The sequence below is a fragment of the Paenibacillus sp. FSL H7-0735 genome (genome assembly GCF_038008505.1).
Taxonomy (GTDB): domain Bacteria; phylum Bacillota; class Bacilli; order Paenibacillales; family Paenibacillaceae; genus Paenibacillus_AQ; species Paenibacillus_AQ odorifer.
In genome coordinates, this window is sequence record NZ_JBBOZH010000001.1 from 2081461 (window position 1) to 2106530 (window position 25070).

Sequence of the window (25070 nt, forward strand, 5' to 3'; positions counted from 1 at the left end):
GAAATTATTTAATAGGAGTGAAGTACACCATGTTGACAGAAGCAAGCAGCACATCCGTTCCACGTCCAGAATATCCAAGACCCCAATTTGCCCGTAAGGATTGGCTTAGCCTAAATGGAGAATGGGATTTTACGTTTGATGATGAAGATGTCGGTGAGGAAGAACAATGGTATCGGGCGGACACAAAGGGTTTATTTTCACAGGTTATTCAAGTGCCCTTTGCGTTTCAGAGCAAGCTGAGCGGAATTGAAGATCCTTCATTTCATGATGTTGTGTGGTATAGAAGAACTTTCGAAGTTCCTGAGGGTTGGAACGGGAAGCGGATTGTCCTCCATTTCGGCGCCGTTGATTATTTGGCAAAAGTCTGGGTGAATGGTCAGCTGGTGGCCGTGCATGAAGGTGGACATACGCCATTTCAGGCCGATATCACTCCTTCGCTGATCAAAGGAAATAATACCATTATACTGCGCGCAGAGGATTTCAGCCGCGATGTCACCTTGCCGCGGGGCAAGCAATACTGGCTGGAACAGTCTGCTGCCATCTTTTATACCCGCACAACCGGAATCTGGCAGAGTGTCTGGCTTGAACCGCTGTCTGCAGTGCATCTGAATAAAACCATGATGACACCAGATATTGACCGCAATGAAATCCGGCTTCGGACCTTTCTGCAAGGATTTAAGTCTGCTGATCCGCTCAAGCTGCGCATAACGGTATCGTATGACGGTGAAGTGATCGCAGAGGATCAATATATGATCAAGAATGCAGAGCAGCTGCGGACTATCGGCTTGGGGGATTTTGCGGATCATGGTCTTGGACGTTTATGGAGCCCTGAGCATCCGAATTTGTATGATATTCAATTCCAATTGCTTCGGTATGAGGAAGTAATTGATGAAGCGGCGAGTTATTTCGGCATGCGCAAGGTGTCGATTGAAAATGGCAAGCTATGCTTGAATAACCGCCCATATTTCCAGAGACTGGTGCTGGATCAGGGGTACTTCCCTGACGGGATACTAACCGCACCTACAGACGAAGAGCTGAAACGTGATGCCCAGCTGACGAAGGAAATGGGCTTTAACGGGGTGAGGAAACATCAGAAGACAGAAGATCCCCGGTTCCTGTATTGGTGTGATAAGCTCGGCCTGCTGGTATGGAGTGAGGCAGCCAATGCTTACGAATATTCCGAGGAGTATGTCCGCCGCTTCACGAAGGAATGGCAGGAGATCATCGAGCGCGACTATAACCATCCTTGTATCGTGACCTGGGTTCCGCTTAATGAGAGTTGGGGGGTTCCAAATGTCCAGATTGATACACGCCAGCAGCAGCACGGATTGGCAATGTATCATTTAACGAAATCCTTGGATGAGATGAGACCTGTTGTGTATAACGATGGGTGGGAGCATATGACTACAGATTTGGTGACTATTCATGACTATGAGAGCCATCAGGAAGTGCTGGAGGATAGATACGCCACGGCTGAATCTTCTGTAAATGCGATGCCGGCCAACCGCAAAATATTTGTCGGTGGAGCTTCGTATCAAGGCCAGCCGATTCTCGTATCCGAGTTTGGTGGAATTGCCTTCAAGAAAAGTGAGTGGGAGGGCTGGGGTTATTCTGGGGCAGAGAACGAAGAGGATTTCCTGATGAAGCTCAAGGCTGTGGTTGACCCGATGTTCACTTCCCCGGTGATCCAAGGTTATTGCTATACCCAGCTGACGGATGTCGAGCAGGAAATCAACGGACTGCTCACCTATGATAGACAGCCCAAAGCTCCGCTTGAAGCGATCCGCAACATCATGATGCATATCAAATAAATAACATTTATTAAAAGGAGTTACACCATGACACAACAAGCAACGCTTCCGCGTCCTGAATATCCCCGCCCTGACTTTGTTCGACCAGAGTGGATCAATCTGAACGGCCAGTGGCAATTCGAAATTGATCATGGCAAAAGTGGGAAGGAACGCGGATACCCTGTTAACGAACATAATCTCTCAGGGACAATTACTGTGCCCTTCTGTCCGGAAAGCAGGCTGTCCGGCGTAGAATACAAAGATTTTATGGCTGCTGTATGGTATAAAAGGGAGTTTACCGTGCCGGAGAACTGGACAAATGGCAGAGTTATCCTTCATTTTGGCGCCGTTGATTATATGGCGGAGGTCTGGGTGAACGGCGTATCCGTAGGTACGCATCGCGGAGGATATACTCCGTTTAGCTTTGATATTACTTCTAATCTTTTAGCGGGCGGTAATGTGATTACTGTATATGCTGAAGACGACGTTCGATCGGGGCGACAGCCGCGGGGCAAGCAGAGTGAACAGTTCCATTCGCACGGCTGCGACTATACACGCACTACAGGAATCTGGCAGACGGTATGGCTTGAGCAAGTGCCTGAGACCTATCTGTCTAATCTGAAAGTTGTCGCTGATCCCGACAATGGCTGTGTGCACCTCGAAATGAAGGTACAAGGGAACGTTGCGGGGGACACGCTTAGCGCTGCTGCTCTTTATGGCGGCAAACCCGTCGGGGACAGCAGTGTGATTGTTTCCGGGCCCTCTATAAAACTTACGATTCCACTGTCAGAGATTCACTTATGGGAAGTTGGAAACGCCAGATTGTATGACCTGAAGTTATCCTTGCATTGTCAGGGACGGGAGAGTGATGTGGTCCATTCTTATTTTGGACTCCGCACGGTACGACTGGATGGGATGGCATTCCGGATCAATGGGAAATCCTTATTTCAGCGGTTAGTACTGGATCAAGGTTTTTATCCGGAGGGAATCTATACCGCTCCTACTGATGAAGATCTGCGCAGAGACATCGAAATCTCAATGGGGCTTGGCTTCAATGGCGCAAGACTTCACGAGAAGATCTTTGAGCCGCGTTATCTTTATTGGGCTGACCAATTAGGTTATCTTGTCTGGGGAGAACATGCCAATTGGGGGCTGAATATTACTGGAGCGGATAGCCTGTCTCACTTCCTGCCGGAATGGCTCGAAGGTATGCAGCGTGATTTCAATCATCCCGCGCTGATCGGCTGGTGCCCTTTTAATGAGACCTGGGATCGGGACGGTGTGAAGCAGCATAACGCCGTGCTACAGATTGTTTACGACGTAACAAAACGTATGGATCCAACACGTCCCGTAATTGATACAAGCGGTAACTTCCATGTGGCTACAGATATCTTCGATCTTCATGACTATGACCAGAATCCGCAGACGTTCCGGGACAGATATGAACCTATGAAGCATGGCGGTCAAGTATTCAATACCTTCCCGGATCGCCAAACGTATGAAGGTCAACCTTACTTCATCAGCGAATATGGCGGAATTTGGTGGAACCCACAGCAGAAAGATGAAAAATCATGGGGGTATGGGGACAGACCGACCTCAGAGCAAATGTTTATCGAACGCTACGAGGGGTTGACGAATGTTCTATTAGATCATCCGCTGATGTTTGGATTCTGCTATACCCAGCTGTACGATGTGGAGCAGGAAGTTAATGGACTGTATACTTATGACAGACAGCCGAAGTTCGATCCTGAGCGTATCCGCCGCATCAATGCGCGTAAGGCTGCAATTGAAGATTAGAGGCGCTACGTAACTATTCATTCGAAAGGAATGTGATAGATTATGAAAGTGAATTTCCGGCAAAAATGTCTGGTAGCCTTAAGTGTTCTTCTTATTCTTCCAATGGGGAAGGTGACCTTAGCTGTCTCTGATCATAATGACTTTTACAACGTGGTTATGCAGGACGGGGCGGACCCATGGGTGTATAAACATACAGATGGCTTCTATTATTTCACCAAAACAACAGGTGGCAATGTTACTCTCTGGAAGTCAGCCCAGTTGACCACTATTGATGCAGCGCCTACTAAAGTTGTCAACACGGGCGGTAGCGGCATCTGGGCGCCTGAGCTACATTATATAAACGGAGCTTGGTATATCTACTATGCGATGGACGACGGAGATAACGTAAACCACCGCATGCATGTAATGGAGAACACAGCGGCAGACCCGATGCAGGGAACTTGGCAGTACAAAGGCCAGATCACAGATTCAAGCAATAAGTGGGCTATAGACGGTACTGTGCTGCAAGTGAACGGCGAGCTGTATTTTATCTGGTCCGGCTGGGAGGGGAATGTTAATGTGCGGCAGAATCTCTATATCGCGCATATGAGTAATCCCTGGACCATTGATTCCGAACGCGTAGAAATTTCAAGACCAACGTATAGCTGGGAAACGAATCATTCCCCAAATGTGAATGAAGGACCGCAGGTGATTATAAATGGAGAAGTCATTAGTTTGGTCTACTCGGCAAGTGGAAGCTGGACCAATGATTATTGTCTGGGACTGATCACCGCAGACATCTCCAGTGATCTGTTGAATCCGGCATCATGGAATAAACGCAATCAGCCTATCTTTTCCTCAGGCAATGGACTTTACGGACCTGGACACCATTCGTTTACTAAGTCTCCTGACGGCCAAGAGGATTGGATCATGTACCATGTCGCCAAATACAACAACGCTGGCTGGAACCGCGAGGTACGGATGCAGAAATTCAGCTGGAATGCTGATCATACACCTAATCTGGGCATTCCCGTTGACCCTAATCTTCCTATAACTTTGCCTTCAGGTGAAAACATGCATACCCGCTACGAAGCGGAAAAAGGGACATTTGGCGGCGATGCCTATGCCTCTTCGAGTCCCAAGGGCTCGGGTGGGCTTAAGGCGGGTCATATTGATACGCCGGACAGTTACGTAGAATTTTCGGTTGATGCGGCAGCCGCAGGCGAGTATATTCTTTTGGCTCGAACGGCGAATGGAACGGCTGGCGGGAATTGGTCGAATTTTCAGCTTAGTGTCAATGCAGGACCTTCCGGACCATTCTATATCACCAATAAAGGGTGGGAGAATTGGGGGCTGTCCACAGCCCGGATTCAACTGAAGGCAGGCATAAACAAGCTTCGTTTTACCAAAGGCGAAGGTTACGGAGAAATTGATTTCATTGATATTAAGCCATTGTGAATCGAACAAACCTAAGAGACCTACGAGATGGCTTCCGGTTTTCCGGAGGTCATTTCTAGGTGAAAGGGCCTGTAGTTGTAATTGTTTTTCATCTCATTAAGAAGTAAGATTAGGATAATTATTAGGATACAAGGAGAGCTGATTTGTGCTGGAACTTAGCTTAAACGACCCGGAAAAATTAGTCACAGTAACGCATGCTTTATCAACCCGTTCTAGGGTTGATATTCTTCGGCTCTTAAACTCCAAAAACTTAAATATTATTGAAATCGCTGAGAGGCTGAAGCTTCCAGTGTCGACGGTAGCAAGCAATATTAAAGTATTAGAAGCAGCAGAGTTAATTCATACAGAATTGCTTCCGGCTTCACGCGGGGCGATGAAAGTTTGCAGCCGGAATTATGATGATCTTCATATTGCCTTGAATTTAAAAGAGCCGATGCCAAAGGGATTAACTCATGTCTATGAAGTAGAGATGCCGATCGGTCATTATAGCGACTGTGAGGTATCTCCTACTTGCGGAATGGCTAATAGCGAGGGTCTTATTATCAAAGAAGATGAACCGTCGAGCTTTTATCACCCTAAACATGTCAACGCTCAGCTGATCTGGCTCCGCAAAGGATTCCTGGAATATTTGCTGCCTATGGATATCCCCTCCGGAGCACAAATTGAATCGCTGGAATTATCCATGGAGATCTGTTCGGAAGCTCCGAATTATGACCAGAACTGGCCTTCGAACATTTCCGTGTGGGTGAATGGATCGGAGATCGGCATGTGGACCAGTCCCGGTGATTTCGGTGACCGGCGGGGCAAGCTGAATCCGAACTGGTGGTGGGATGGATCCACACAATACGGGTTTCTCAAGACCTGGCGTGTTGACCATGAAAAGACGACGCTTGATATGGAGAAGGTGTCGAATGTTTCCTTAAATGATCTTCTGATTAACCGGAGCCCCAAATTGCGGCTGCGCATTGGAATCAATCCCGATGCAGTTCATCAAGGTGGACTTAACCTGTTCGGGCGCCAGTTTGGCGATTATGAACAACATATTATGATGAAGGTAAAATATACAATGGATCAGGATGAAGTAGAACTTTAGCTTAGGAGATGGATAAAGCAAGGCGGTGCCTCGGAAACGAATCTTCGTATCCAGGGAACCGCCTTGCTTTGTTTGTTCTGGATGTAAAATCAGAGTGTGCGGCGTAGGGCGGCACGCTGAAGGGTGATCATCCAGTCAACGGACGGCTCAACCAGCGGGTGAAAGAGCCGTTTAACTGACGGCTGAGCCAGCAATACGGTGAATAATACGGCGGTGAGTAGCAGGACTACTGCCCCAGCAGCATTGCCAATATAGGTGTAAATCCCAGAAACGGCAGCCAGACGAACGATAAAACCATGAAGCAGGAAGACATACAACGTGCGGCGTCCCCAGTCGGTCATGCGGCTTGCTCCGTAAGGTACAAGACCGAGGAAAGCGAGTGAAGCGACAATTTGTAGTCCGTACAGTCCCAGGCGGTATACGCCTGCATACCATACATTGGCATCAAGCTGCATATAGGTCATGTTGCCATATAACCAGCCAAAGGGAAATCCTGCTCCCCATGTAGCCATGATGGCAAGGAGTAGAACGGAGGCTGCTGCTGCAAAGATTTTGATATATTTCTGATAGAGCTTGACGAAGGTTTCGAAGGAGAAATGATAGCCGATAATGAAAAAAGGCAAATATACAAAGGTACGGCTGATGCTAAACCATACACCGTCCAGCTGGAGATATCCCACAGCCACCCCCGCTGTTACAGCGAAGAGGAGCTTAGCGGTTATTGACCATCTGCTCATTCCGAGCATCAGGAGGCGCCAGCAGGCATGACTGGCCAGAAACCATAGGAGCAGATAGGGTGCGAAAATGGAATGCTGGATGTTGCTTACATGAAAGAGGGAAACGTCGAGTGCGGAATATAAGCTTTGAAAAATGAGGTATTGCAATCCAATTTGCAGCAGCATTTTGCGGCCGGTAGTTCCGGCAAGGCTTTTTCTGGCGAAATAGCCGGTCACCAGTACGAACAGCGGCATGTGAAAGCTGAAAATCCACATATATAATCCGTGTATTCCGCTCATTTTGTTAATCAGAGGTTCAATTGCATTACCGGCAAAAACAGTGATAATAAGCATAAAACGCAGGTTGAGAAAAAAGGTTTCTCCGCGCGTTTCCAGCGAGTTTTCCCCTACCATGATTTAGCCTCCAAATTATGCTGTATGCAAATTAATTTAATTTTAAAATACTAGATTTTCTTTGATTTAATTGTGAATTAAGTCACAATAGAAAGCGTTATCATGTGTGCGAAATGTGGCGATGTGTTGAAGGTTGTTAGAATAGAGGGATTCCACTATAATTTTTATATGCATTAACATCTGGGAGTGGAACATGTTGAAGAGAAGAATAACTAAGCGTCGCGTCGCTATTTTTGTATTGATTATTTTAGTTGTAGCCGGGTTGCTGATATGGAAGTATTTAACGCCATATGCACCGGCTCAAGAAGCCGAAACCGCACTGATTTCAAGTGGTGGAGTTACCGTCGAACAGAATGATAATTGGATTTCGTTCGAACCTTCCATTACTAAAGGCGCCTCGATTATATTTTATCCTGGGGCTTTGGTTAAACCGGAAGCTTACTCCCCTCTTGCGAAGAGCGTCGCTGCTGCAGGGCATCCCTTCTACATCGCCAAAATGCCGTTTAATTTAGCCGTAACGAAGGGGGATGCCGCAGAAGAGATTATTCGTGTACATCCGAAGCAATCTTTTGTGCTGGGTGGACATTCACTTGGGGGTGTCATGGCCTCACGTTACGCAATTGAGCATACGGACCAGCTGGAAGGTGTATTTTTCTTAGCCTCTTATCCAGATGAAAAGGGCAGTCTACGAGAGACTACTTTGTCAGTGTTATCAGTTGTGGGTACTGAGGATCAAGTGATTGACAGAGACAGCTACAACAAAGGGCGTTCCTATCTGCCAGATAATACAGTTTATAGTTCAATTGTAGGTGGGAATCATGCGCAATTTGGCAGCTACGGGCCTCAGAAGGGGGACGGCGAAGCCACAATATCCGAGCAAGAGCAGCAGGGTCGCACAGTAAGTGCCCTGTTGGATTGGCTGGGAAATTTGAGGTAGTTACGGGTCATTCAACAGAGGGAGGAAACAATTCATGCCAGTATTACACATTAACGATGAATGCGTTCCCTGCTCTGGAATATTGTTTGATAAAGACGGGACATTACTCGATCTATTAGCCACCTGGGGGAATTGGGCGGAGCTTGTGCTGCGCGGACTGGAAGATCAACTAGCGATCATGGGAGCGGGATTTATTGTAGAGCGCAGCAAGGTGCTGGGTACGCAACATGATCCGCAAGGGAAGTTAATAGGGTACGACCCGGCGGGGCCGCTTACTATGGCTACAGAGGAAGAAAGTTACGGTGTACTCGCGTGGCAGCTATATGCAGCAGGAGTTCCTTGGAATGAAGCGCTGACCCGTGTGAAAAGCATAACTAAAAACGCGATGTATGAATTACGCCGACGCCGTATGGCACAGCCTTTAGCGGGACTTCATTCTTTTTTGGAGCAATGCTCTGCGGCATCCCTTAAGCTTGGCGTGGTTACCTCCGACGGGGCAAAGACCACCGGTGAGCATTTGGAATGGCTTAATGTGGCAGGCTATTTTGATTCGGTAGTTACTAGGGACAGGGTAAAAAACGGAAAACCCGCTCCTGAAATGGCTGAATTGGCCTGCCGGGAGCTAGGGCTTTCGCCTGAAGAGACGATTATTATTGGGGACAGTAATGCCGATATGCAATTAGGTAAAGGTGCAGGGCTTCGCCTCGCAATTGGGATTTCCGCCAGTGGTGATGGGGAGCACCTTATAGACGCAGATGTAATCATTTCCGGTTTTAATGAGCTTCGGATCACTTACTGATCAGCTAATAAAAGGAAAGGATGTGCTACTTAGCATGGATCAATTGCAGACACTTGCTTCTTGGATCAAAGAAAGTGACAACATCGTTTTTTTCGGAGGGGCGGGTACGTCGACAGAGAGTGGAATTCCCGATTTCCGCTCCGCAGCTGGATTATATCAAACTCAGCACAATTCACCTTATCCACCTGAAGTGATGCTGAGCCGCACTTTTTTCATGTCCTCACCGGACATTTTTTTTGATTTTTACCGCAGTAAAATGATTCATCCAGAGGCCCGTCCGAATGGTGCGCACCAGCTACTAGCGGAATTGGAACAGCAGGGGAAGCTGAAGGCGGTGATTACGCAAAATATTGACGGCCTGCACCAGCAGGCGGGTAGCCGTAGTGTACTTGAGCTGCATGGTTCGATCCATCGCAACTATTGTATGGACTGCTCACGGTATTACGGGCTGGATCAACTGCTGGAAATGACTGAGATCGTTCCTCGCTGCCCGGAATGTGGCGGAATTATCAAGCCGGATGTGGTTTTATATGAAGAAGAATTGGATCATTCCGTGCTTATGGGCTCTGTCGCAGCGATTGCCTCTGCAGATATGCTTATTATTGGTGGAACCTCGCTAACGGTTCAGCCTGCGGCCAGTTTGGTGACTTATTTCCGTGGCAAACGTACGGTGCTGCTGAACGGAGATCCCACACCTTATGATGACCGGGCGGATCTGCTGATTACAGATCGAATTGGAAAAGTAATGGGCAGTGTCAAGGATCTATTAAGCTAGATGGAAAAAGCTGTCCTTTGGTTTCTCTTGCCAGATTATTATTACGCTCAGAAGTTTAAAGATAAGGTAGGCTCACAACAGCGTGTAATGAGAGGCAGGGATAAGCAATGGTATATGTAGCAGACGATAAACGGTATGACAACATGCGTTATAATCGTTGCGGGAACTCAGGTCTCAAGCTCCCAGCAATCTCATTAGGATTATGGCAGAATTTTGGTGGGATCGATAATTACGAGAACGGCAGAGAAATGATCACTCGTGCTTTTGATCTTGGAATTACCCATTTTGATCTGGCCAATAACTATGGTCCACCAGCTGGTTCAGCAGAAGAGCTGTTCGGTAAAGTTCTTGCCAATGATATGTTTCCTTATCGTGATGAAATAGTGATCTCTACAAAAGCAGGGTATAACATGTGGCCCGGCCCTTATGGTGAATGGGGTTCGCGTAAATATATGCTGGCTAGTCTGGATCAGAGCCTGAAACGGCTAGGCCTAGATTATGTTGATATTTATTACTCTCATCGTCCAGACCCGGAAACACCGCTTGAAGAAACCATGCAGGCGCTGGATTATGCGGTACGTTCTGGCAAAGCTTTATATATAGGACTATCCAACTATAATGCGGAGCAGACGGCTGAAGCCCTCAGCATTCTAAAAAGCCTGGGCACACCGCTCTTAATCCATCAGCCTAGTTATTCTATGCTCGATCGTTGGATTGAGGGCGGCTTACAGGATGTACTGGAACAAAGTGGTGTAGGAAGCATCGCTTTTACACCCCTGGCTGAAGGTTTGTTAACCAACAAATACTTGAATGGTATTCCAGAGGGATCAAGGGCTGCCAAGCCGTCTGCCGCCTTGAATGAGAGCCGGATTACACCGGAGGTGCAGCGGAGGATTCGCGCACTTAATCAGCTTGCAGTTTCGCGAGGACAGAGTCTGGCTCAGTTTGCACTGGCTTGGACACTCCGGGGGGGCAAGGTTACTTCTGCCCTAATTGGAGCAAGCAGAGTGGATCAGATTGAAGAGAATATAGCTGCTTTAGCTAAGCCTGATTTCAGTCCAGAGGAGTTAGAGCGGATTGAAACGATTCTAAAGACAGAACTATAGCGTATTGAACACATTAACAGCCCGGTTCCTTAAGTTAAGGAAGACGGGCTGTTGTTGTAAGGTGGATTTATAAATTAAAGGTCAAACTAACGTTCAGGTTTCTCTGCTTGTCTCGTTGTAGTCATCCGGTAAGCCGTCGGTGACTGGGCACAAAACCGTTTGAATTGGCGAGAGAAGTATAAAGCATCGGTGAGCCCCACGGATGCTGCTACCTGTTCCACGGACAGCTCCGGTCGTTCACGCAGCAGCTGTCTGGACTTTTCAATACGCAGCTTCAGCAAGTAGGTCACCGGAGATAATCCGGTCTCTTGCTTAAATACACGGGACAGGTAGGCTCGATTATAACCCAGCGTATCACACATTTGTTCAATAGAGACCGGGTGCGCATATTGAGAAGCCATATAGTGGATCATTTGCTTCACAGTACGCTTAACCTGTGATTCTGTTCCGGGAAGACGGGAGAAGGAAGAGAGCAAATCAGCTGCCTCGCCGACAATGAGATAGAGATACCCAAGCGAAGTCAGATGGGCACTTTCTTTGTTGGCGTTGAAGGCTTGCATGATGCTGGACAGGGCACCTGGAATGAGGCTTTCACCTGTTGTGGTCACCACGGGTTGTTGTGGTGTGAACCCCGTCTGCAGCACCAGATCGTCAGCTTCGCTGCCAGTAAATGCTGCCCAGCGATAGCACCAGGGCTGATCTTTATCAGAGACGTAACTGACTAATTGTCCCGGATGGATCAAGAAGCAGTCTCCTTTACCCAACTCATATTTATGATGTTCTGTACGGAAAACACCCGAGCCAGATTCTATGAAATGCAGCAAATAATAATCATAGATCTTGGGTCCAGCTTGATGCATGGGCAGTGTCTGACTCTGGCCGGCAAACAGTACATGAAGGTTCTGTTTATCGTAATACACGGGATTGGATCCTACGGAATAAGTATGCTCCATTTGGGACAGCCTTTCTTGTGTTAATGTCATTTAATGGCTTATAGTTTAGAGAGTAACAGTAATATATGTAATTATTATATTATGGGAAGTCACATTTATCCATACATTACACACATGATTGCATTATCAGAGGATGAGTGAATCTATTATAATGAGTACATAAAGAACGCTTTACTAATTCCCACTGGCTGAAGCAGCGAAAGGATGGAGTGGTATTAATGAGCATGCAGGAACTTAACAACAAATTTATTGAAAAATATGGGGTGAGCGAGGAAGAGGCTAAGGTGTTTTATGCACCAGGTCGTGTCAATCTCATCGGAGAGCACTTGGATTATAACGGCGGATATGTACTTCCCGCAGCTTTGGAATTCGGTACAACGCTGATTGTGCGTCCACGTAGTGACAGCAAAGTGAATTTTGCATCGACTAATTTTCCTTACGAAGCTTCTATTGATTATAGCGAAATTGGCAAGTCCAAAACTGGTGAATGGATTGACTATCCGATTGGGGTAATGGTTGAGCTGGATAAGAAAAGCACCCCGGTATCCAAAGGGTACGATCTGCTGTTCCATGGCGATATTCCGAATGGAGCAGGCTTGTCCTCCTCGGCATCTCTTGAAGTCGTTACTGCTTATGCGTTCCTGACTCTCGAAGGCGGCGATACAGACACTGTTGAGATTGCACTTTTGTCCCAGCGTGCGGAGAATCAGTACGTAGGTGTAAACTCCGGAATTATGGATCAGTTCGCAGTTGCTAACGGCAAACGCGATCATGCAATCCTGCTGATGTGCGACACACTTGAGTACAATTTGGTACCATTCATCACAGGTTCATACAAATTGGTTATCGGCAACACGAACAAACGCAGAGGGCTTGTAGATTCCAAGTACAATGAACGTCGTCAGCAGTGTGATGAGGCATTGGCTATTTTGCAAAAAGAAGTGCCTTCGCTAGCTTATCTGGCACAGCTCAATCGTGAACAGTTCGAAGCACATCAAGATAAAATCACAGACGAAATTGTAAGACGCCGCGCTCGCCATGTCGTGGAAGAGAATCAACGCGTGCTGGATTCCGTTGAGGTATTAAAAAACAATGATCTGAAGCAGTTTGGACAGTTCATGAATGATTCGCATGCGTCCTTGCGCGATTTGTATGAAGTTAGCTGTGCAGAGCTTGATATTATGGTTGAAGAAGCTGGACGTATCCCAGGTACACTCGGTTCCCGTATGACTGGCGCGGGTTTCGGAGGTTGTACAGTATCTTTGGTACATGAAGATGATATAGAACGTTTTATTCGTGAAGTTGGTGAAGCCTATACCACAAGATCTGGTTTGGTTGGCGAGTTCTACGTTTGCGGCATCGGTAATGGTGTCCAAGAATTGAAGGGAGTGTAATCAGATGGCGATTTTAGTAACAGGTGGAGCAGGGTATATTGGGTCTCATACTGTAGCGGAGCTGCTGGATCGTGGCGAAGAAGTGGTGGTCATCGACAATCTGCTAACAGGGCATCGTGAGGCGTTGCTGGGTGGCAAGCTGTACGAAGGTGATCTGCGTGATAAAGAACTGCTGGGTAAGCTGTTCGCTGAAAATGAGATTGAAGCGGTTATCCATTTTGCCGCAAGCTCGCTGGTCGGAGAAAGCATGAAGGACCCTGTAAAATATTACGACAACAATGTATATGGTACACAGTGTCTTTTGGAAGCTATGCAAAAAGCTGGCGTAAACAAGATCGTATTCTCGTCCACAGCTGCAACCTACGGCGAACCGGAAAAGGTGCCGATTGAAGAAACAGACCGCACTGAACCGGCCAATGTGTATGGAGAAACTAAGCTGACCATGGAACGGATGATGGCTTGGTTTGATAAAGTACTGGGCATCAAATATGTAGCATTGCGTTACTTCAATGCAGCTGGCGCACATGCCAGTGGCAAAATCGGTGAAGACCATCGTCCAGAAAGTCATTTGGTGCCGCTGGTATTGCAAACGGCTTTGAAGCAACGTGACAGTATCGCTGTTTTCGGAGATGACTATCCTACAGAAGACGGTACTTGTGTGCGCGACTACATCCATGTCAGCGATCTGGCTGACGCCCATGTCCGTGCGGTAACTTACCTGCGCAGCGGAAGCAGCAGCAATATTTTCAACCTGGGCAATGGACTTGGATTCTCGGTAAAACAGGTGATTGAAACGGCGAAGAAGGTTACTGGACTTGAAATTCCTGTAGTCATTCAAGAACGCCGTGCCGGCGATCCTGCTGTGCTGGTAGCTTCCTCCGACAAAGCGCGTAGCGTCCTTGGATGGAACCCGCAGCATGCAGATTTGGAAGATATCATTCAAAGTGCATGGAACTGGCACTCTGCCAATCCGCAAGGATACGGAGAATAAGGGACTTTAGGTTAGCTTATCTTGAACTTGAGACCCTACTTAAGGAGAATTAAAATGCACAACGAGAATAAGATTATGCCTGCTGGCCAGATAGCATTACATGCGATTGAGCAGCTTGTTCTGTTCGCACTGCGCCAGCAGCTTATAGCTCCATCCGATGAAGATTATAGCCGTAATGTGCTGCTCGAACAGTTTGGTTTCAGTGAGCCGCTTGTAGGTGACATCGATCAAAGTGCATTGGAAGGGCCGCAGGCTCCACTCGATGCACTGATTGATTATGGTTTTGAAATCGGATTGATCCCAGAGAATAGTGACACTTACCGTGACTTGCTGGACGCCAAGATTATGGGACTTCTCATGGCCCGTCCTTCGGATGTAAATGCTGAATTCTATAGTCTGACTGCTGAAAAAGGCATCTCCGCGGCTACAGACCGTTTTTATAAATTGAGCATTGATTCGAACTATATTCGGATGGATCGGATCTCCAAGAATGTCTACTGGCTGCAGGATTCGCCGTACGGAGACATTGAAATGACGATCAATTTGTCCAAGCCTGAGAAAAATCCGAAGGAAATTGCGATGGCTCGGCTGCTCCCGCCGCCAGTCTATCCGAAATGTCTGCTGTGCCGTGAGAATGTAGGTTATGCCGGACGGATCAATCATCCGCCGCGCCAGAACCTGCGTATCATTCCGCTTAACCTGAATAATGAAAAATGGTTCTTCCAATACTCGCCATATGTTTATTACAATGAGCACTGCATTGTATTCCATCATGATCATGTGCCAATGAAGCTTACCAAGGATACCTTGAAGCGGCTGCTTAGCTTCGTGGAATCATTTCCGCATTATTTTATTGGCTCAAATGCAGACTTGCCGATTGTTGGCGGCTCTATTCTGACGCATGACCATTTTCAGGGCGGACGCCACACGTTCCCGATTCAAAAAGCGCCTAAGGAAGATACATTTACACATGCTTCTTATCCGGGTGTCAGCATTAATATCGTAAAATGGCCGATGTCCGTATTGCGCTTAAATGGTGAAGATCCTGCGGTTCTACTGGAATGCGGAAATGCGCTTTATGAAGCTTGGAAAGCCTACAGCGATCCAGAGGCGGAAGTGCTAGCCTTTAGTGAGGTTGACGGTGAAGTACAACCTCATAATACCGTTACTCCTATCGTCCGCCGGGCCGAGGACGGCAGCTTCGAGATGGATCTTGTGCTGCGGAATAACCGGACTAATGAGCAATATCCTGAAGGGATTTTTCATCCGCACCGGGAAATGCATCATATCAAAAAAGAAAACATCGGCTTGATTGAAGTTATGGGACTGGCGATTCTGCCGGGCCGTTTGAAGGAAGAACTTGATTCCATCGCAGGTATTCTTGCAGGAGATCAAGCGCTGTTAGAAGCGGTGAAGAATGACCCTAGTCATTCTCTTGCGCAGCATGCGGCTTGGATTCAGGAGCTGGTGGAGCGATTCGGAACTGCACTGCAACACGAGGAAGCGCTCAAGATTGTGCAGAACGAAGTTGGCATCAAGTTTACGCATATTCTTGAACACGCTGGCGTTTACAAACGGACTCCAGAAGGTCAAGCGGCTTTCCGCCGTTTTGTAACTAGCTTCGGTGCTTTGTAGTAAGTGAATTTAGATTTAAGGATGTCCTCAAGCCTATGGGCTTGGGGCATCTTTTTTTATTCGGAATGACGAAATCCAGCCACCTAATTTGAATGCGGGTAACCAGAGGTTTATAATACGAAGGAGTAAGACATTATGAATTAACTACTGGAGGTTTACACATATGCGTAAATTTGAATTTTATAATCCTACCAAGCTGATTTTTGGACAGGGTACCCTTGAAGCCTTGAAGACGGAGGTTCCTAAGTACGGTAAAAATGTGCTTTTGATGTACGGTGGCGGCAGTATCAAGCGTAGCGGTTTGTACGATAAAGTAGTTGCTGAGCTGAGTTCAATAGGCGCTACAGTGACTGAACTCTCTGGAGTAGAACCCAATCCACGTCTTTCCACAGTACATAAAGGCGTAGAGCTGTGCCGGGAGCATAATATTGACCTTGTTCTCGCAGTAGGGGGCGGAAGCGTATTGGACTGCGCAAAAGCTGTTGCTGTTGGAGCGAAATATGATGGTGATATGTGGGACTTTGTAGAGCGTAAAGCAGCGGCCCAAGACGCGCTTCCACTGGGCACAGTGCTGACAATGGCTGCTACGGGATCTGAAATGAATAACGGCTCCGTAATCACAAACGAGGTTACTAAGGAAAAAATGGGCTGGGGCAGTGTCCATGCCTACCCGGCATTTTCGATTCTTGATCCAGAGAACACTTTTTCTCTGCCACGTGATCAGACCGTTTATGGCATGGTGGATATCATGTCACATGTTCTGGAGCACTATTTCCATACAGACGGCAATACACCGGTACAAGACGGTTTCTGTGAAACTTTGCTGCGCACTGTAATTGAAACCGCGCCGAAGCTTATCGAAGATCTGAATAACTACGAGCTGCGTGAGACCATCATGTACTGCGGTACGATGGCGCTTAACGGAATGGTCAGCATGGGTTTTGCCGGAGATTGGGCGACTCATAATATCGAGCATGCAGTATCGGCTGTATACGATATTCCGCATGGCGGAGGTTTGGCGATTCTGTTCCCGCAATGGATGAAATATAACCTCAGCACAAACCCTGCACGTTTCCGCAAGCTTGCGGTAAATGTGTTCGGAGTTGATCCTGCTGGCAAGACTGATGAAGAAATCGGGTTGGAGGGTATCGAGGCTCTGCGTAATTTCTGGGATTCCATCGGTGCGCCGAAGACACTTGGTGATTATGATATTGATGACAGCGAGATCGGCAGTATGGCTGACAAGGCTGTTCGTTTCGGAGCGTTTGGTAATTTCCGCAAGCTTGAGCGTGAAGATGTAGTTGAAATTTATAAAATGGCTTTGTAAGTAACTCTTCTACGGAAAGAGACCATTTGTCTTTATTCAAGAAGCCGCAATAGAATGTCAAAGAAGCGGATCCTCCGTTAATGGAGGATCCGCTTTTTTGTGTTTATGGTCTAGTGTGACTTGCTCCTCTTGCACAACTTCACTCGCCCACGTCCCAAGTTCCGCTACCGCCGACTGCACCTCCTATGCTTCTGACCGTAAACTCCGCTGCCGCTGACCGTACCTCCGCTGTCGCTGGCCGCGCCTCCGCTGCCGCTGACCGAATCTCCGCTGCCGCTGACCGAACCTCACTGCCGCTGACCGCGCCTCCGCTGCCGCTGTCTGGACCTCCGCTGCCGCTGTCCGAACCTCCGCTGCCGCTGACCGCGCCTCCGCTGCCGCTGCCCGCGCCTCCGCTGCCGCTGCCCGCGCCTCCGCTGCCGCTGCCCGCGCCTCCGCTGCCGCTGCCCGCGCCTCCGCTGCCGCTGACCGCGCCTCCGCTGCCCGCGCCTCCGCTGCCGCTGCCCGCGCCTCCGCTGCCGCTGCCCGCGCCTCCGCTGCCGCTGTCTGGACCTCCGCTGCCGCTGACTGATACCCATTGCCGCTGATCGCACCTCATCAATCACTGTTCGCACCCGTAATCTAATCCGTCGACCGTCCTCGGGAGTCTTACGGACCCAGCTGACGTTATTTGCGAATTTTCAGCCTTTTGAGCAAGTTTTCGGACACCAGAGACACTATTGCTTCGAAATAGCCTCATATTTGTTGTTTTTCATGCCAATAGGGACTATGCGGTCCGATAGCATACCAAATGTCGGATAAATCGGCGAATAGGGTCTGCGGAGTCCGATGGGCCGAGGCGCGTAAGCAGTATAGTATCTTCATACGCGCGAGAGTGTTACCTAACAAACTAGGGTTTGTATGATCCCCACACGACTGATTCCTCTACCAATACACGCCTACCCTACGGACCCAGCTGACGTTATATGCGAATTTTCAGCCTTTTGAGCAAGTTTTCGGACACCAGAGACACTATTGCTTCGAAATGGCCTTATATTTGCTGGTTTTCATGCGAATAGAGACTATGCGGTCCGATAGCATGCCAAATGTCGGATAAATCGGCGAATAGGGTCTGCGGAGTCCGATGGGCCGAGGCGCGTAAGCAGCATAGTATCTTCATACGCGCGAGAGTGTTACCTAACAAACTAGGGTATGTAAGATCCCCTCACGACTGATTCCTCTACCAATACACGCCTACCCTACGGACCCAGCTGACGTTATTTGCGAATTTTCAGCCTTTTGAGCAAGTTTTCGGACACCAGAGACACTATTGCTTCGAAATGGTCTTTTATTTGCTGGTTTTTATGCCAATAGGGGCTATGCGGTCCGATAGCATACCAAATGTCGGATAAATCGGCGAATAGGGTCTGCTGAGTCCGATAGGCCGAGGCGTAAGCAGCATAGCCTCTTCATACGCGTGAGAGTATTACCTAACCAACTAGGGTTTGTATGATCCCCACACAACTATTCCTCTACCAATACACGCCTACCCTACGGACCCAGCTGACGTTATATGCGAATTTTCAGCCTTTTGAGCAAGCTTTCGGACACCAGAGACACTATTACTTCGAAATGACCTCATATTTGCTGGTTTCAATGCCAATAGAGACTATGCGGTCCGATAGCATACCAAATGTCGGATAAATCGGCGAATAGGGTCTGTTGAGTCCGATGGGCCGAGGCGCGTAAGCAGCATAGCCTCTTCATACGCGCGAGAGTGTTACTCAACCAACTAGTGTTTGTAATCCCCCCCTCACACTGATTCCTCTACCAATATACGCCCTACCTAAGGACCCAGCTGACGTTATTTACGAATTTTCAGCCTTTTGAGCAAGTTTTCGGACACCAGAGACACTACAAATTTTGCTGTTTAGATTAAGTAACTTTCCAACAAAAATCAGCGCCTCAGCAACTATTGGACGGCTTTGGGACAACCCCATCGTATGTAATAAAACAGTGTCAATGTGCGCATGCTTATCCTCTGAATGGAACTTATTTGGGTGAATATCCAAAGATTGTGAAACCAAGGACCTACTTTGTACGTTTAATGTAATATGACAGTCCTGATTGAAGACAGGAGGAAACAAAAATGCAAACGCTGTATTTAGGCTGCTTGGCGCTAGGCGTCATATTTGCCATAGTCAGCGTCCTGGTGGGCGATGTGATCGGAGATGCCTTGCATGGGGCCTTTGATTTCGTATCTGTAGATTTTCTGAATCCCACCGTGCTGGCAGGAGGAATAACCGTGTTCGGCGGAGCGGGCATTCTTCTAACCCGGTACAGCGCTCTGGAAGCTGGGGCGATCATTGCTTTGTCTTTGTTAGCCGCCGCTTTTTTGGGAGTACTTATGTATCTAGGGGTGGTTAAGCCCATGGAAAAAAGCGAAATGTCCAATGGTTTCTCAATGAGTGATCTGCCTGGTAAGATCGGGGAAATCACAATTCCTGTTCCCGCCACTGGTTATGGTGAGATTATGGTAAAGTTTGGCGCCGGCAATAGCCTGCATACGGCAGCAAGCTTTGATCATGAGCTGCTTCCGGCAGGGATTAAAGTTGTTGTAGTGGAGGTTAGAGAAGGCGTTGCATTGGTGTCAGAATTCGAAAAGAGAAGAGGAGTGGATCTTTAATGTTCGGTATTCCTGAGTATTTGTTAGTCCCTGCTGTTGTCGTTGCTGTTTTGTTTGTGCTAGGTATCGCATTCTGGGCACGTTACAAAACGGTTGGACCCGATGAAGGGATGATCGTAACGGGGTCGTTCTTAGGGAAAAATCATATTTCAGACGATGGTTCTGGTCGTAAAATAAAGATTGTACGCGGGGGCGGTGCCTTTATACTCCCAGTCTTTCAGAAGGCTGAATTTATGTCGCTTCTTTCTCATAAACTCGATGTGACGACCCCGGAAGTATACACCGAACAAGGGGTTCCGGTTATTGCCGACGGCGTAGCGATCATTAAAGTGGGTAGCTCAACGGAAGATGTGGCGACAGCTGCTGAGCAATTTATGGGCAAACCGATTGAAGCACTGAAGAGCGAAGCACAAGAAGTTCTTGAAGGTCATCTGCGGGCCATTCTCGGTTCGATGACCGTTGAGGAAGTATATCGTAACCGTGACCGCTTTGCGCAAGAGGTTCAAGGCGTGGCGGCACGTGATCTTAAGAAAATGGGTCTGCAAATTGTTTCCTTTACCATCAAGGATGTGCGAGACAAACATGGATATCTAGAGGCACTGGGTAAACCGCGGATAGCTGCTGTGAAGCGGGATGCAGAGATCGCTGAAGCAGAAGCAGTGCGGGATGCGAGAATTCAAAAGGCAAACGCAGAAGAGCAAGGGCAAAAAGCTGAGCTGCTGCGGGATACGAATATTGCCGAAGCCTCTAAGGAAAACCAGCTTAAGGTGGCTGCGTTTAAACGGGATCAGGATACAGCGAAAGCGGAAGCCGACCAGGCTTATCATATTCAAGAGGCACGTGCAAAGCAGACCGTTGTTGAAGAACAGATGAAGGTTGAGCTGGTACGTAAGGAACGTGAAATCGATTTGCAAGCCAAAGAAATTCAAGTTCGCGAGAAGCAGTATGATGCTGAAGTGAAGAAAAAAGCAGAAGCGGATCGTTATGCAGTAGAGCAAGCGGCGGAAGCCGATAAGGCGAAGAGAATGCGTGAGGCAGATGCCTTGCAATATAGTATTGAAACGCAAGCAAAAGCGACATCTGAGCAGAAGCGTCTTGAAGGTCAAGCGATGGCGGATGCAGAGCTGGCTAAAGGTACAGCGGATGCTGAGGTTATCCGGTTGCGCGGTCTAGCGGAAGCAGAAGCAAAAGAGAAACTGGCGGAAGCTTTCCAGAAATTCGGCGAAGCAGCGGTGCTCGACATCATCGTCAAAATGCTGCCTGATTTGGCTGGCCAAATTGCGAAGCCGCTGGCATCTATTGATAAACTTACCGTTGTAGATACCGGTAATGGGGAAGGTGCAGCCCGGGTCAGCAATTATGTGACTCAGCTAATGTCCACCGCTCCAGAGATGCTGAAGAGCGTCTCAGGGATTGATGTAGAGGCACTGATCAAGGGGCTGACCACTAAAGCTTCCGGAAGCAAAGGAGCATCAGTTACACCAACCGCAGCAGTTGCCCCTGCAACTTATATTCAGCCATCAGTAACATCCAGTGCAGCCAGCGAGACTTTAACTTCTCTGCCTGAACAAAAGGAAAAATAGTTTAATGCAAATTATATTGATTTAATTTACTTAAGGTATGACTGGCAAAGCTGCTGGTCATACCTTAATCTTTATGTGTTGATCTAAAACAGACAACATGATAAACAGCTCGTGCGTATACAGGTGATTTTTGGTGAAGGCTTATAGCTTATCGAAATACCATGGGAATTATTGTATAAATGGACATCGTCGCTTTCACTGGTGTTTAAAGATTTTTTCAGGTAAAATAAAAGCCTTTAAGGCTGTTCACTCTGATCTACTAGCTTAGTAAGGACACAGAGTGTTCTTCTAATATGCAATTCTTGGTGTTATGATGGTAGCAAAGCTTGTATTCATCGTACGATTTCTTATTGCGTATGCTGCTGGAAGTTAGGTGTTTAGAAATAAAAGAGGTGTCAAAAATGAGTAGCATAACAGTGGCGAAGGTGTTAAATAACAACGTTATCATTGCCCAGCATCCTCAATATTCTGAGGTTGTAGTTATCGGTAAAGGGATAGGGTTTAACCGCAAGCTGCGTGATCAGATTAATCTATCCTCCGTGGAGAAGATGTTTATTCTTCGTAGCCAGGAGGAGCAGGAACAATATAAACAGCTTCTTCCCCAAGTGGATGAGAAGTTGATTGAGGTCGTTCAAGAAATAGTATTACATATTATGCATTGTAGCCGTCAGCCGCTTAATGAGCATATTCACATTGCACTTACCGACCATATTTCTTTTGCTATCCGTCGTTTTGAACAAGATATCCCAATTCATAATCCATTTTTGTATGAAACTAAGGAGATTTATCCTGAGGAATATAAGATGGCAGAATATGCGATTGGACGGATCAATGAGGCTATGGGCGTGGAATTGCCGGTGGATGAGATAGGTTTTGTGGCTCTTCATATTGTCAGCGCACTTAGTAATAGGCAAATTTCCGAGGTTAGACAACATTCTCTCTTGATTGGAGAGCTGGTTGGGTTAGTCGAGAATTATCTGGACTATCGAATCCCACGGGATTCACTTGATTACTCAAGACTGGTAACCCATCTGCGATTTGTTCTAGAAAGATTACGCCGTGGAGAGGCGGTACAGGAGACCTCAACCCTGGATGGACTCATGAAACGGGAGTATCCTGAGATGTATTCGTTGGCTTGGAAATTAACAAAAATTATCGAACAGCGTGTGCGAATTCCCGTGTATCAAGCTGAGGTAAGTTATTTGACGATTCATCTGCAGCGTATTGCCCAGAAAAAAGTGGACGAACAAGATATGGACAAGAATGGTGAAGCTCCTTAAAGTGCAAAAGTTGTAACAAATCATGGTTTCAAAAAAAACGCTTGCTACTTAAAAAAAACGATGCTACAATGTTCACTGTCATCAACAAAACAGAATATCGAGCGTGTAACTGATTCGATCAGGCATGAGTGAATTACAGTATTTTGGTTGTTAACCCCCTTCTTGGGGCAATCTAACGATAGCGTTAGATTACAACTTCTATACTGTGTTGCTCATGCCTTTTTTGGCATCTGTTTTAGTGAAATTAATGAAAGGAGTAACCTAAATGTTTAAAAAGTTGTTTGGTGTTTTACAAAGAGTTGGTAAAGCTCTGATGCTTCCAGTAGCTATTCTGCCTGCGGCAGGTTTGCTTCTTGGAATAGGAAACATGCTGGTAAACCCAGACTTCCTGCAATATGTTCCAGCACTGGAGAACCATGTTGTTCAGGCTGTTGCCAACGTATTGATGAATTCAGGACAAATTGTATTTGATAATCTAGCCTTACTCTTCGCGGTGGGGGTTGCGATAGGTTTAGCCGGGGGTGAAGGTGTTGCGGGTCTAGCTGCCATTATCGGTTTCCTCGTAATGAACATTACGATGGGTACAGTTATTGGTGTTAATGATTACGTTCTAAGCCAAGGCGACTTCTCGTATGCCAGCGTATTAGGGATTCCAACACTGCAAACAGGGGTGTTTGGAGGTATACTCGTCGGTATATTGGCTTCGGCCATGTACAAGCGATTCTTCAAAATCGAGCTTCCTTCTTACCTAGGTTTCTTCGCAGGTAAACGTTTCGTACCGATTATGACGGCGGTAACAGCTCTAATCTTGGGCTTGTTACTGACAATAGTATGGCCACCTATTCAACATGGTCTGAACTATGTGTCACAAAGTATGATTGATACGAACAAAACGCTTGCAGCGTTTATCTTCGGAACGATCGAACGTTCGCTCATTCCTTTTGGACTGCATCACATTTTCTACTCTCCATTCTGGTATGAATTTGGTACCTACGTTGATAAAGCAGGAGAATTGGTACGTGGTGACCAACGGATCTTCATGCAGCAGCTTCGCGATGGAGTAGACTTCACAGCAGGGACATTTACTACGGGTAAATATCCATTCATGATGTTTGGTCTTCCAGCAGCGGCTTTGGCTATCTATCATGAAGCTAAACCTCAGAATAAAAAGATCGTCGGAAGTTTGATGATTTCCGCGGCATTGACATCGTTCTTGACAGGGATTACTGAGCCGCTCGAATTCTCGTTCCTATTCGTGGCTCCATTGCTGTTCGCTGTACATGCTGTGTTTGCAGGTCTGTCCTTTATGACTATGCATATTCTTGATGTTAAAATCGGCATGACATTCTCGGGTGGTTTTATCGATTTTGTGCTCTTCGGTATTATCCCGAACCGTACAGCTTGGTGGCTGGTTATTCCGGTAGGTCTGGCCCTTGCCTTAATTTATTACTTCGGCTTCCGGTTTGTAATTCGGAAATTCAATCTTATGACACCGGGTCGTGAAGAAGATACGAATGAAGAAGAAGAAGTGAATACGGAGTCTGTCTCCAGAGCCGGTGATGATCTACCGCGGAACATTTTGTCCGCTCTAGGTGGTAAAGAAAACATCACTCATCTAGACGCTTGTATTACCCGCCTTCGTGTTGAAGTTAAAGATAAGGCAGGCGTAGACAAGAACCGTCTTAAGAAACTTGGTGCATCAGGTGTGCTGGAAGTGGGTAATAACGTTCAAGCGATTTTTGGCACACGTTCAGATACGATTAAATCGCAGATTCAAGATGTAATTAACGGAAAGACACCTGCGGCTTCAGCAGCTCCAGTAGTGGTTACTCCAGAGCCAGAAGAAGAACAACAGGCAGGTGAAGCTGGTGAAGCGATTATCAAGGAAGATATCGTATCTCCAGTAAACGGTGAATTGTTGGATATCACAGAGGTGCCAGATCCAGTATTCTCCCAAAAAATGACGGGCGACGGCTTCGCGTTTCTATCCGAAGATGGGAAAATTGCTTCACCGGTTTACGGTAAGGTATTTAACGTGTTCCCGAGCAAACATGCCATCGGTATTATGTCTGACGGAGGCAAGGAAGTGCTCGTTCATATTGGGGTTAATACGGTTAAGCTTAAAGGTCAAGGCTTCACGGTATTAGTTGAAGAAGGCGATCTTGTAGCGGCTGGGCAACCGATTATGGAAGTGGATTTAGAGTATGTAAAAGCACATGCACCTTCTGTAATCTCACCTGTTATTTTCTCGAATTTACCAGAGGGCTCTTCTGTAACATTGAAGAAGCCGGGTAAGGTTTCTATAGGAGACCAAGACATCATTACGATTCAGTAAAAGTGCAAGGGCCGATGCTTCTTTGTTCATACAAGGAAGCGAA

19 protein-coding genes are annotated in these 25070 nt (G+C 47.2%); 16 read left to right on the top strand and 3 right to left on the bottom strand.

What is annotated here, in order from left to right; genetic code table 11:
* Positions 1–29 precede the first annotated feature (29 nt).
* The 4 genes from NSS82_RS09275 (at position 30) to NSS82_RS09290 (ending at position 6117) form a co-directional block, all read left to right on the top strand.
* Entirely contained in the window at positions 30–1811 is a 1782-nt protein-coding gene (locus NSS82_RS09275) for a glycoside hydrolase family 2 protein (protein ID WP_076272356.1), read from the top strand.
* Positions 1812–1838: 27 nt separating this feature from the next.
* Complete coding sequence (locus NSS82_RS09280) at positions 1839–3587, top strand: glycoside hydrolase family 2 protein (protein ID WP_076272355.1); 1749 nt, start codon at positions 1839–1841, stop codon at positions 3585–3587.
* 42 nt (positions 3588–3629) lie between these two features.
* Positions 3630–5024, top strand: coding sequence for a family 43 glycosylhydrolase (locus tag NSS82_RS09285; protein ID WP_076272354.1), 1395 nt, complete (start codon positions 3630–3632; stop codon positions 5022–5024).
* Positions 5025–5169: 145 nt separating this feature from the next.
* Positions 5170–6117: an ArsR/SmtB family transcription factor gene (locus NSS82_RS09290; RefSeq protein ID WP_036680981.1), complete on the top strand. Its 948-nt coding sequence runs from the start codon at positions 5170–5172 to the stop codon at positions 6115–6117.
* Positions 6118–6206: 89 nt separating this feature from the next.
* Here the strand turns inward: NSS82_RS09290 and NSS82_RS09295 are convergent, their stop codons facing one another.
* Positions 6207–7247: an acyltransferase family protein gene (locus NSS82_RS09295; RefSeq protein ID WP_036680982.1), complete on the bottom strand. Its 1041-nt coding sequence runs from the start codon at positions 7245–7247 to the stop codon at positions 6207–6209.
* A 193-nt stretch (positions 7248–7440) separates the two neighbouring features.
* Here NSS82_RS09295 and NSS82_RS09300 point away from each other — a divergent pair, with 193 nt between their 5' ends.
* The 4 genes from NSS82_RS09300 (at position 7441) to mgrA (ending at position 10864) form a co-directional block, all read left to right on the top strand.
* The gene (locus NSS82_RS09300) at positions 7441–8184 is read left to right on the top strand and encodes an alpha/beta hydrolase (protein ID WP_076272353.1); all 744 of its coding nucleotides are present in this window, start codon (positions 7441–7443) and stop codon (positions 8182–8184) included.
* Positions 8185–8218: 34 nt separating this feature from the next.
* Positions 8219–8983, top strand: a complete 765-nt coding sequence (locus tag NSS82_RS09305; RefSeq protein ID WP_036680986.1) for an HAD family hydrolase — start codon at positions 8219–8221, stop codon at positions 8981–8983.
* A gap of 34 nt (positions 8984–9017) precedes the next feature.
* A complete protein-coding gene (locus tag NSS82_RS09310; RefSeq protein ID WP_076104932.1) occupies positions 9018–9758 on the top strand; it encodes an NAD-dependent protein deacylase in 741 nt (246 codons plus the stop codon).
* Positions 9759–9865: 107 nt separating this feature from the next.
* Positions 9866–10864: an L-glyceraldehyde 3-phosphate reductase gene (gene mgrA / locus NSS82_RS09315; protein ID WP_036680989.1), complete on the top strand. Its 999-nt coding sequence runs from the start codon at positions 9866–9868 to the stop codon at positions 10862–10864.
* 86 nt (positions 10865–10950) lie between these two features.
* On the opposite strand, the gene NSS82_RS09320 is transcribed toward mgrA, so the two are convergent.
* Complete coding sequence (locus NSS82_RS09320; RefSeq protein WP_249267705.1) at positions 10951–11847, bottom strand: AraC family transcriptional regulator; 897 nt, start codon at positions 11845–11847, stop codon at positions 10951–10953.
* A gap of 188 nt (positions 11848–12035) precedes the next feature.
* Here NSS82_RS09320 and NSS82_RS09325 point away from each other — a divergent pair, with 188 nt between their 5' ends.
* From NSS82_RS09325 to NSS82_RS09340, 4 genes are all read left to right on the top strand, one after another.
* Complete coding sequence (locus NSS82_RS09325; RefSeq protein ID WP_036680992.1) at positions 12036–13211, top strand: galactokinase; 1176 nt, start codon at positions 12036–12038, stop codon at positions 13209–13211.
* Positions 13212–13215: 4 nt separating this feature from the next.
* Positions 13216–14202: a UDP-glucose 4-epimerase GalE gene (galE, locus tag NSS82_RS09330; protein WP_036680993.1), complete on the top strand. Its 987-nt coding sequence runs from the start codon at positions 13216–13218 to the stop codon at positions 14200–14202.
* A 54-nt stretch (positions 14203–14256) separates the two neighbouring features.
* Positions 14257–15837 (top strand): UDP-glucose--hexose-1-phosphate uridylyltransferase, encoded by a 1581-nt coding sequence (locus NSS82_RS09335; protein WP_076272351.1) that lies wholly within the window; start codon positions 14257–14259, stop codon positions 15835–15837.
* Between the two features lie 163 nt (positions 15838–16000).
* Positions 16001–17164 (top strand): iron-containing alcohol dehydrogenase, encoded by a 1164-nt coding sequence (locus tag NSS82_RS09340; protein ID WP_036680996.1) that lies wholly within the window; start codon positions 16001–16003, stop codon positions 17162–17164.
* A gap of 139 nt (positions 17165–17303) precedes the next feature.
* On the opposite strand, the gene NSS82_RS09345 is transcribed toward NSS82_RS09340, so the two are convergent.
* Entirely contained in the window at positions 17304–17765 is a 462-nt protein-coding gene (locus NSS82_RS09345) for a hypothetical protein (RefSeq protein ID WP_341109726.1), read from the bottom strand.
* A 1527-nt stretch (positions 17766–19292) separates the two neighbouring features.
* On the opposite strand from NSS82_RS09345, the gene NSS82_RS09350 reads away from it, so the two are divergent.
* The 4 genes from NSS82_RS09350 (at position 19293) to ptsG (ending at position 25027) form a co-directional block, all read left to right on the top strand.
* Complete coding sequence (locus NSS82_RS09350) at positions 19293–19829, top strand: hypothetical protein (protein ID WP_036683577.1); 537 nt, start codon at positions 19293–19295, stop codon at positions 19827–19829.
* The gene (locus tag NSS82_RS09355) at positions 19829–21412 is read left to right on the top strand and encodes a flotillin family protein (protein ID WP_081383764.1); all 1584 of its coding nucleotides are present in this window, start codon (positions 19829–19831) and stop codon (positions 21410–21412) included. The genes NSS82_RS09350 and NSS82_RS09355 overlap by 1 nt, the downstream gene beginning before the upstream one ends.
* Before the next feature lie 401 nt (positions 21413–21813).
* On the top strand, positions 21814–22692 hold the full coding sequence (gene glcT, locus NSS82_RS09360) for a glucose PTS transporter transcription antiterminator GlcT (RefSeq protein WP_076126370.1): 879 nt from the start codon (positions 21814–21816) through the stop codon (positions 22690–22692).
* Between the two features lie 265 nt (positions 22693–22957).
* Entirely contained in the window at positions 22958–25027 is a 2070-nt protein-coding gene (ptsG, locus tag NSS82_RS09365) for a glucose-specific PTS transporter subunit IIBC (RefSeq protein ID WP_036683572.1), read from the top strand.
* The last annotated feature ends 43 nt before the right edge of the window (positions 25028–25070 follow it).

Excerpts from the sequence above, each read along its gene's own strand:
- NSS82_RS09300 (WP_076272353.1), top strand. The coding sequence starts at position 7,441 with ATGTTGAAGAGAAGAATAACTAAGCGTCGCGTCGCTATTTTTGTATTG.
- NSS82_RS09355 (WP_081383764.1), top strand. The coding sequence starts at position 19,829 with ATGTTCGGTATTCCTGAGTATTTGTTAGTCCCTGCTGTTGTCGTTGCT.
- galE (WP_036680993.1), top strand. The coding sequence starts at position 13,216 with ATGGCGATTTTAGTAACAGGTGGAGCAGGGTATATTGGGTCTCATACT.
- NSS82_RS09340 (WP_036680996.1), top strand. The coding sequence starts at position 16,001 with ATGCGTAAATTTGAATTTTATAATCCTACCAAGCTGATTTTTGGACAG.
- NSS82_RS09280 (WP_076272355.1), top strand. The coding sequence starts at position 1,839 with ATGACACAACAAGCAACGCTTCCGCGTCCTGAATATCCCCGCCCTGAC.
- NSS82_RS09285 (WP_076272354.1), top strand. The coding sequence starts at position 3,630 with ATGAAAGTGAATTTCCGGCAAAAATGTCTGGTAGCCTTAAGTGTTCTT.
- NSS82_RS09305 (WP_036680986.1), top strand. The coding sequence starts at position 8,219 with ATGCCAGTATTACACATTAACGATGAATGCGTTCCCTGCTCTGGAATA.
- NSS82_RS09295 (WP_036680982.1), bottom strand. The coding sequence starts at position 7,247 with ATGGTAGGGGAAAACTCGCTGGAAACGCGCGGAGAAACCTTTTTTCTC.
- NSS82_RS09325 (WP_036680992.1), top strand. The coding sequence starts at position 12,036 with ATGAGCATGCAGGAACTTAACAACAAATTTATTGAAAAATATGGGGTG.
- NSS82_RS09275 (WP_076272356.1), top strand. The coding sequence starts at position 30 with ATGTTGACAGAAGCAAGCAGCACATCCGTTCCACGTCCAGAATATCCA.
- ptsG (WP_036683572.1), top strand. The coding sequence starts at position 22,958 with ATGTTTAAAAAGTTGTTTGGTGTTTTACAAAGAGTTGGTAAAGCTCTG.
- glcT (WP_076126370.1), top strand. The coding sequence starts at position 21,814 with ATGAGTAGCATAACAGTGGCGAAGGTGTTAAATAACAACGTTATCATT.
- NSS82_RS09350 (WP_036683577.1), top strand. The coding sequence starts at position 19,293 with ATGCAAACGCTGTATTTAGGCTGCTTGGCGCTAGGCGTCATATTTGCC.
- NSS82_RS09310 (WP_076104932.1), top strand. The coding sequence starts at position 9,018 with ATGGATCAATTGCAGACACTTGCTTCTTGGATCAAAGAAAGTGACAAC.
- mgrA (WP_036680989.1), top strand. The coding sequence starts at position 9,866 with ATGGTATATGTAGCAGACGATAAACGGTATGACAACATGCGTTATAAT.
- NSS82_RS09320 (WP_249267705.1), bottom strand. The coding sequence starts at position 11,847 with ATGACATTAACACAAGAAAGGCTGTCCCAAATGGAGCATACTTATTCC.
- NSS82_RS09335 (WP_076272351.1), top strand. The coding sequence starts at position 14,257 with ATGCACAACGAGAATAAGATTATGCCTGCTGGCCAGATAGCATTACAT.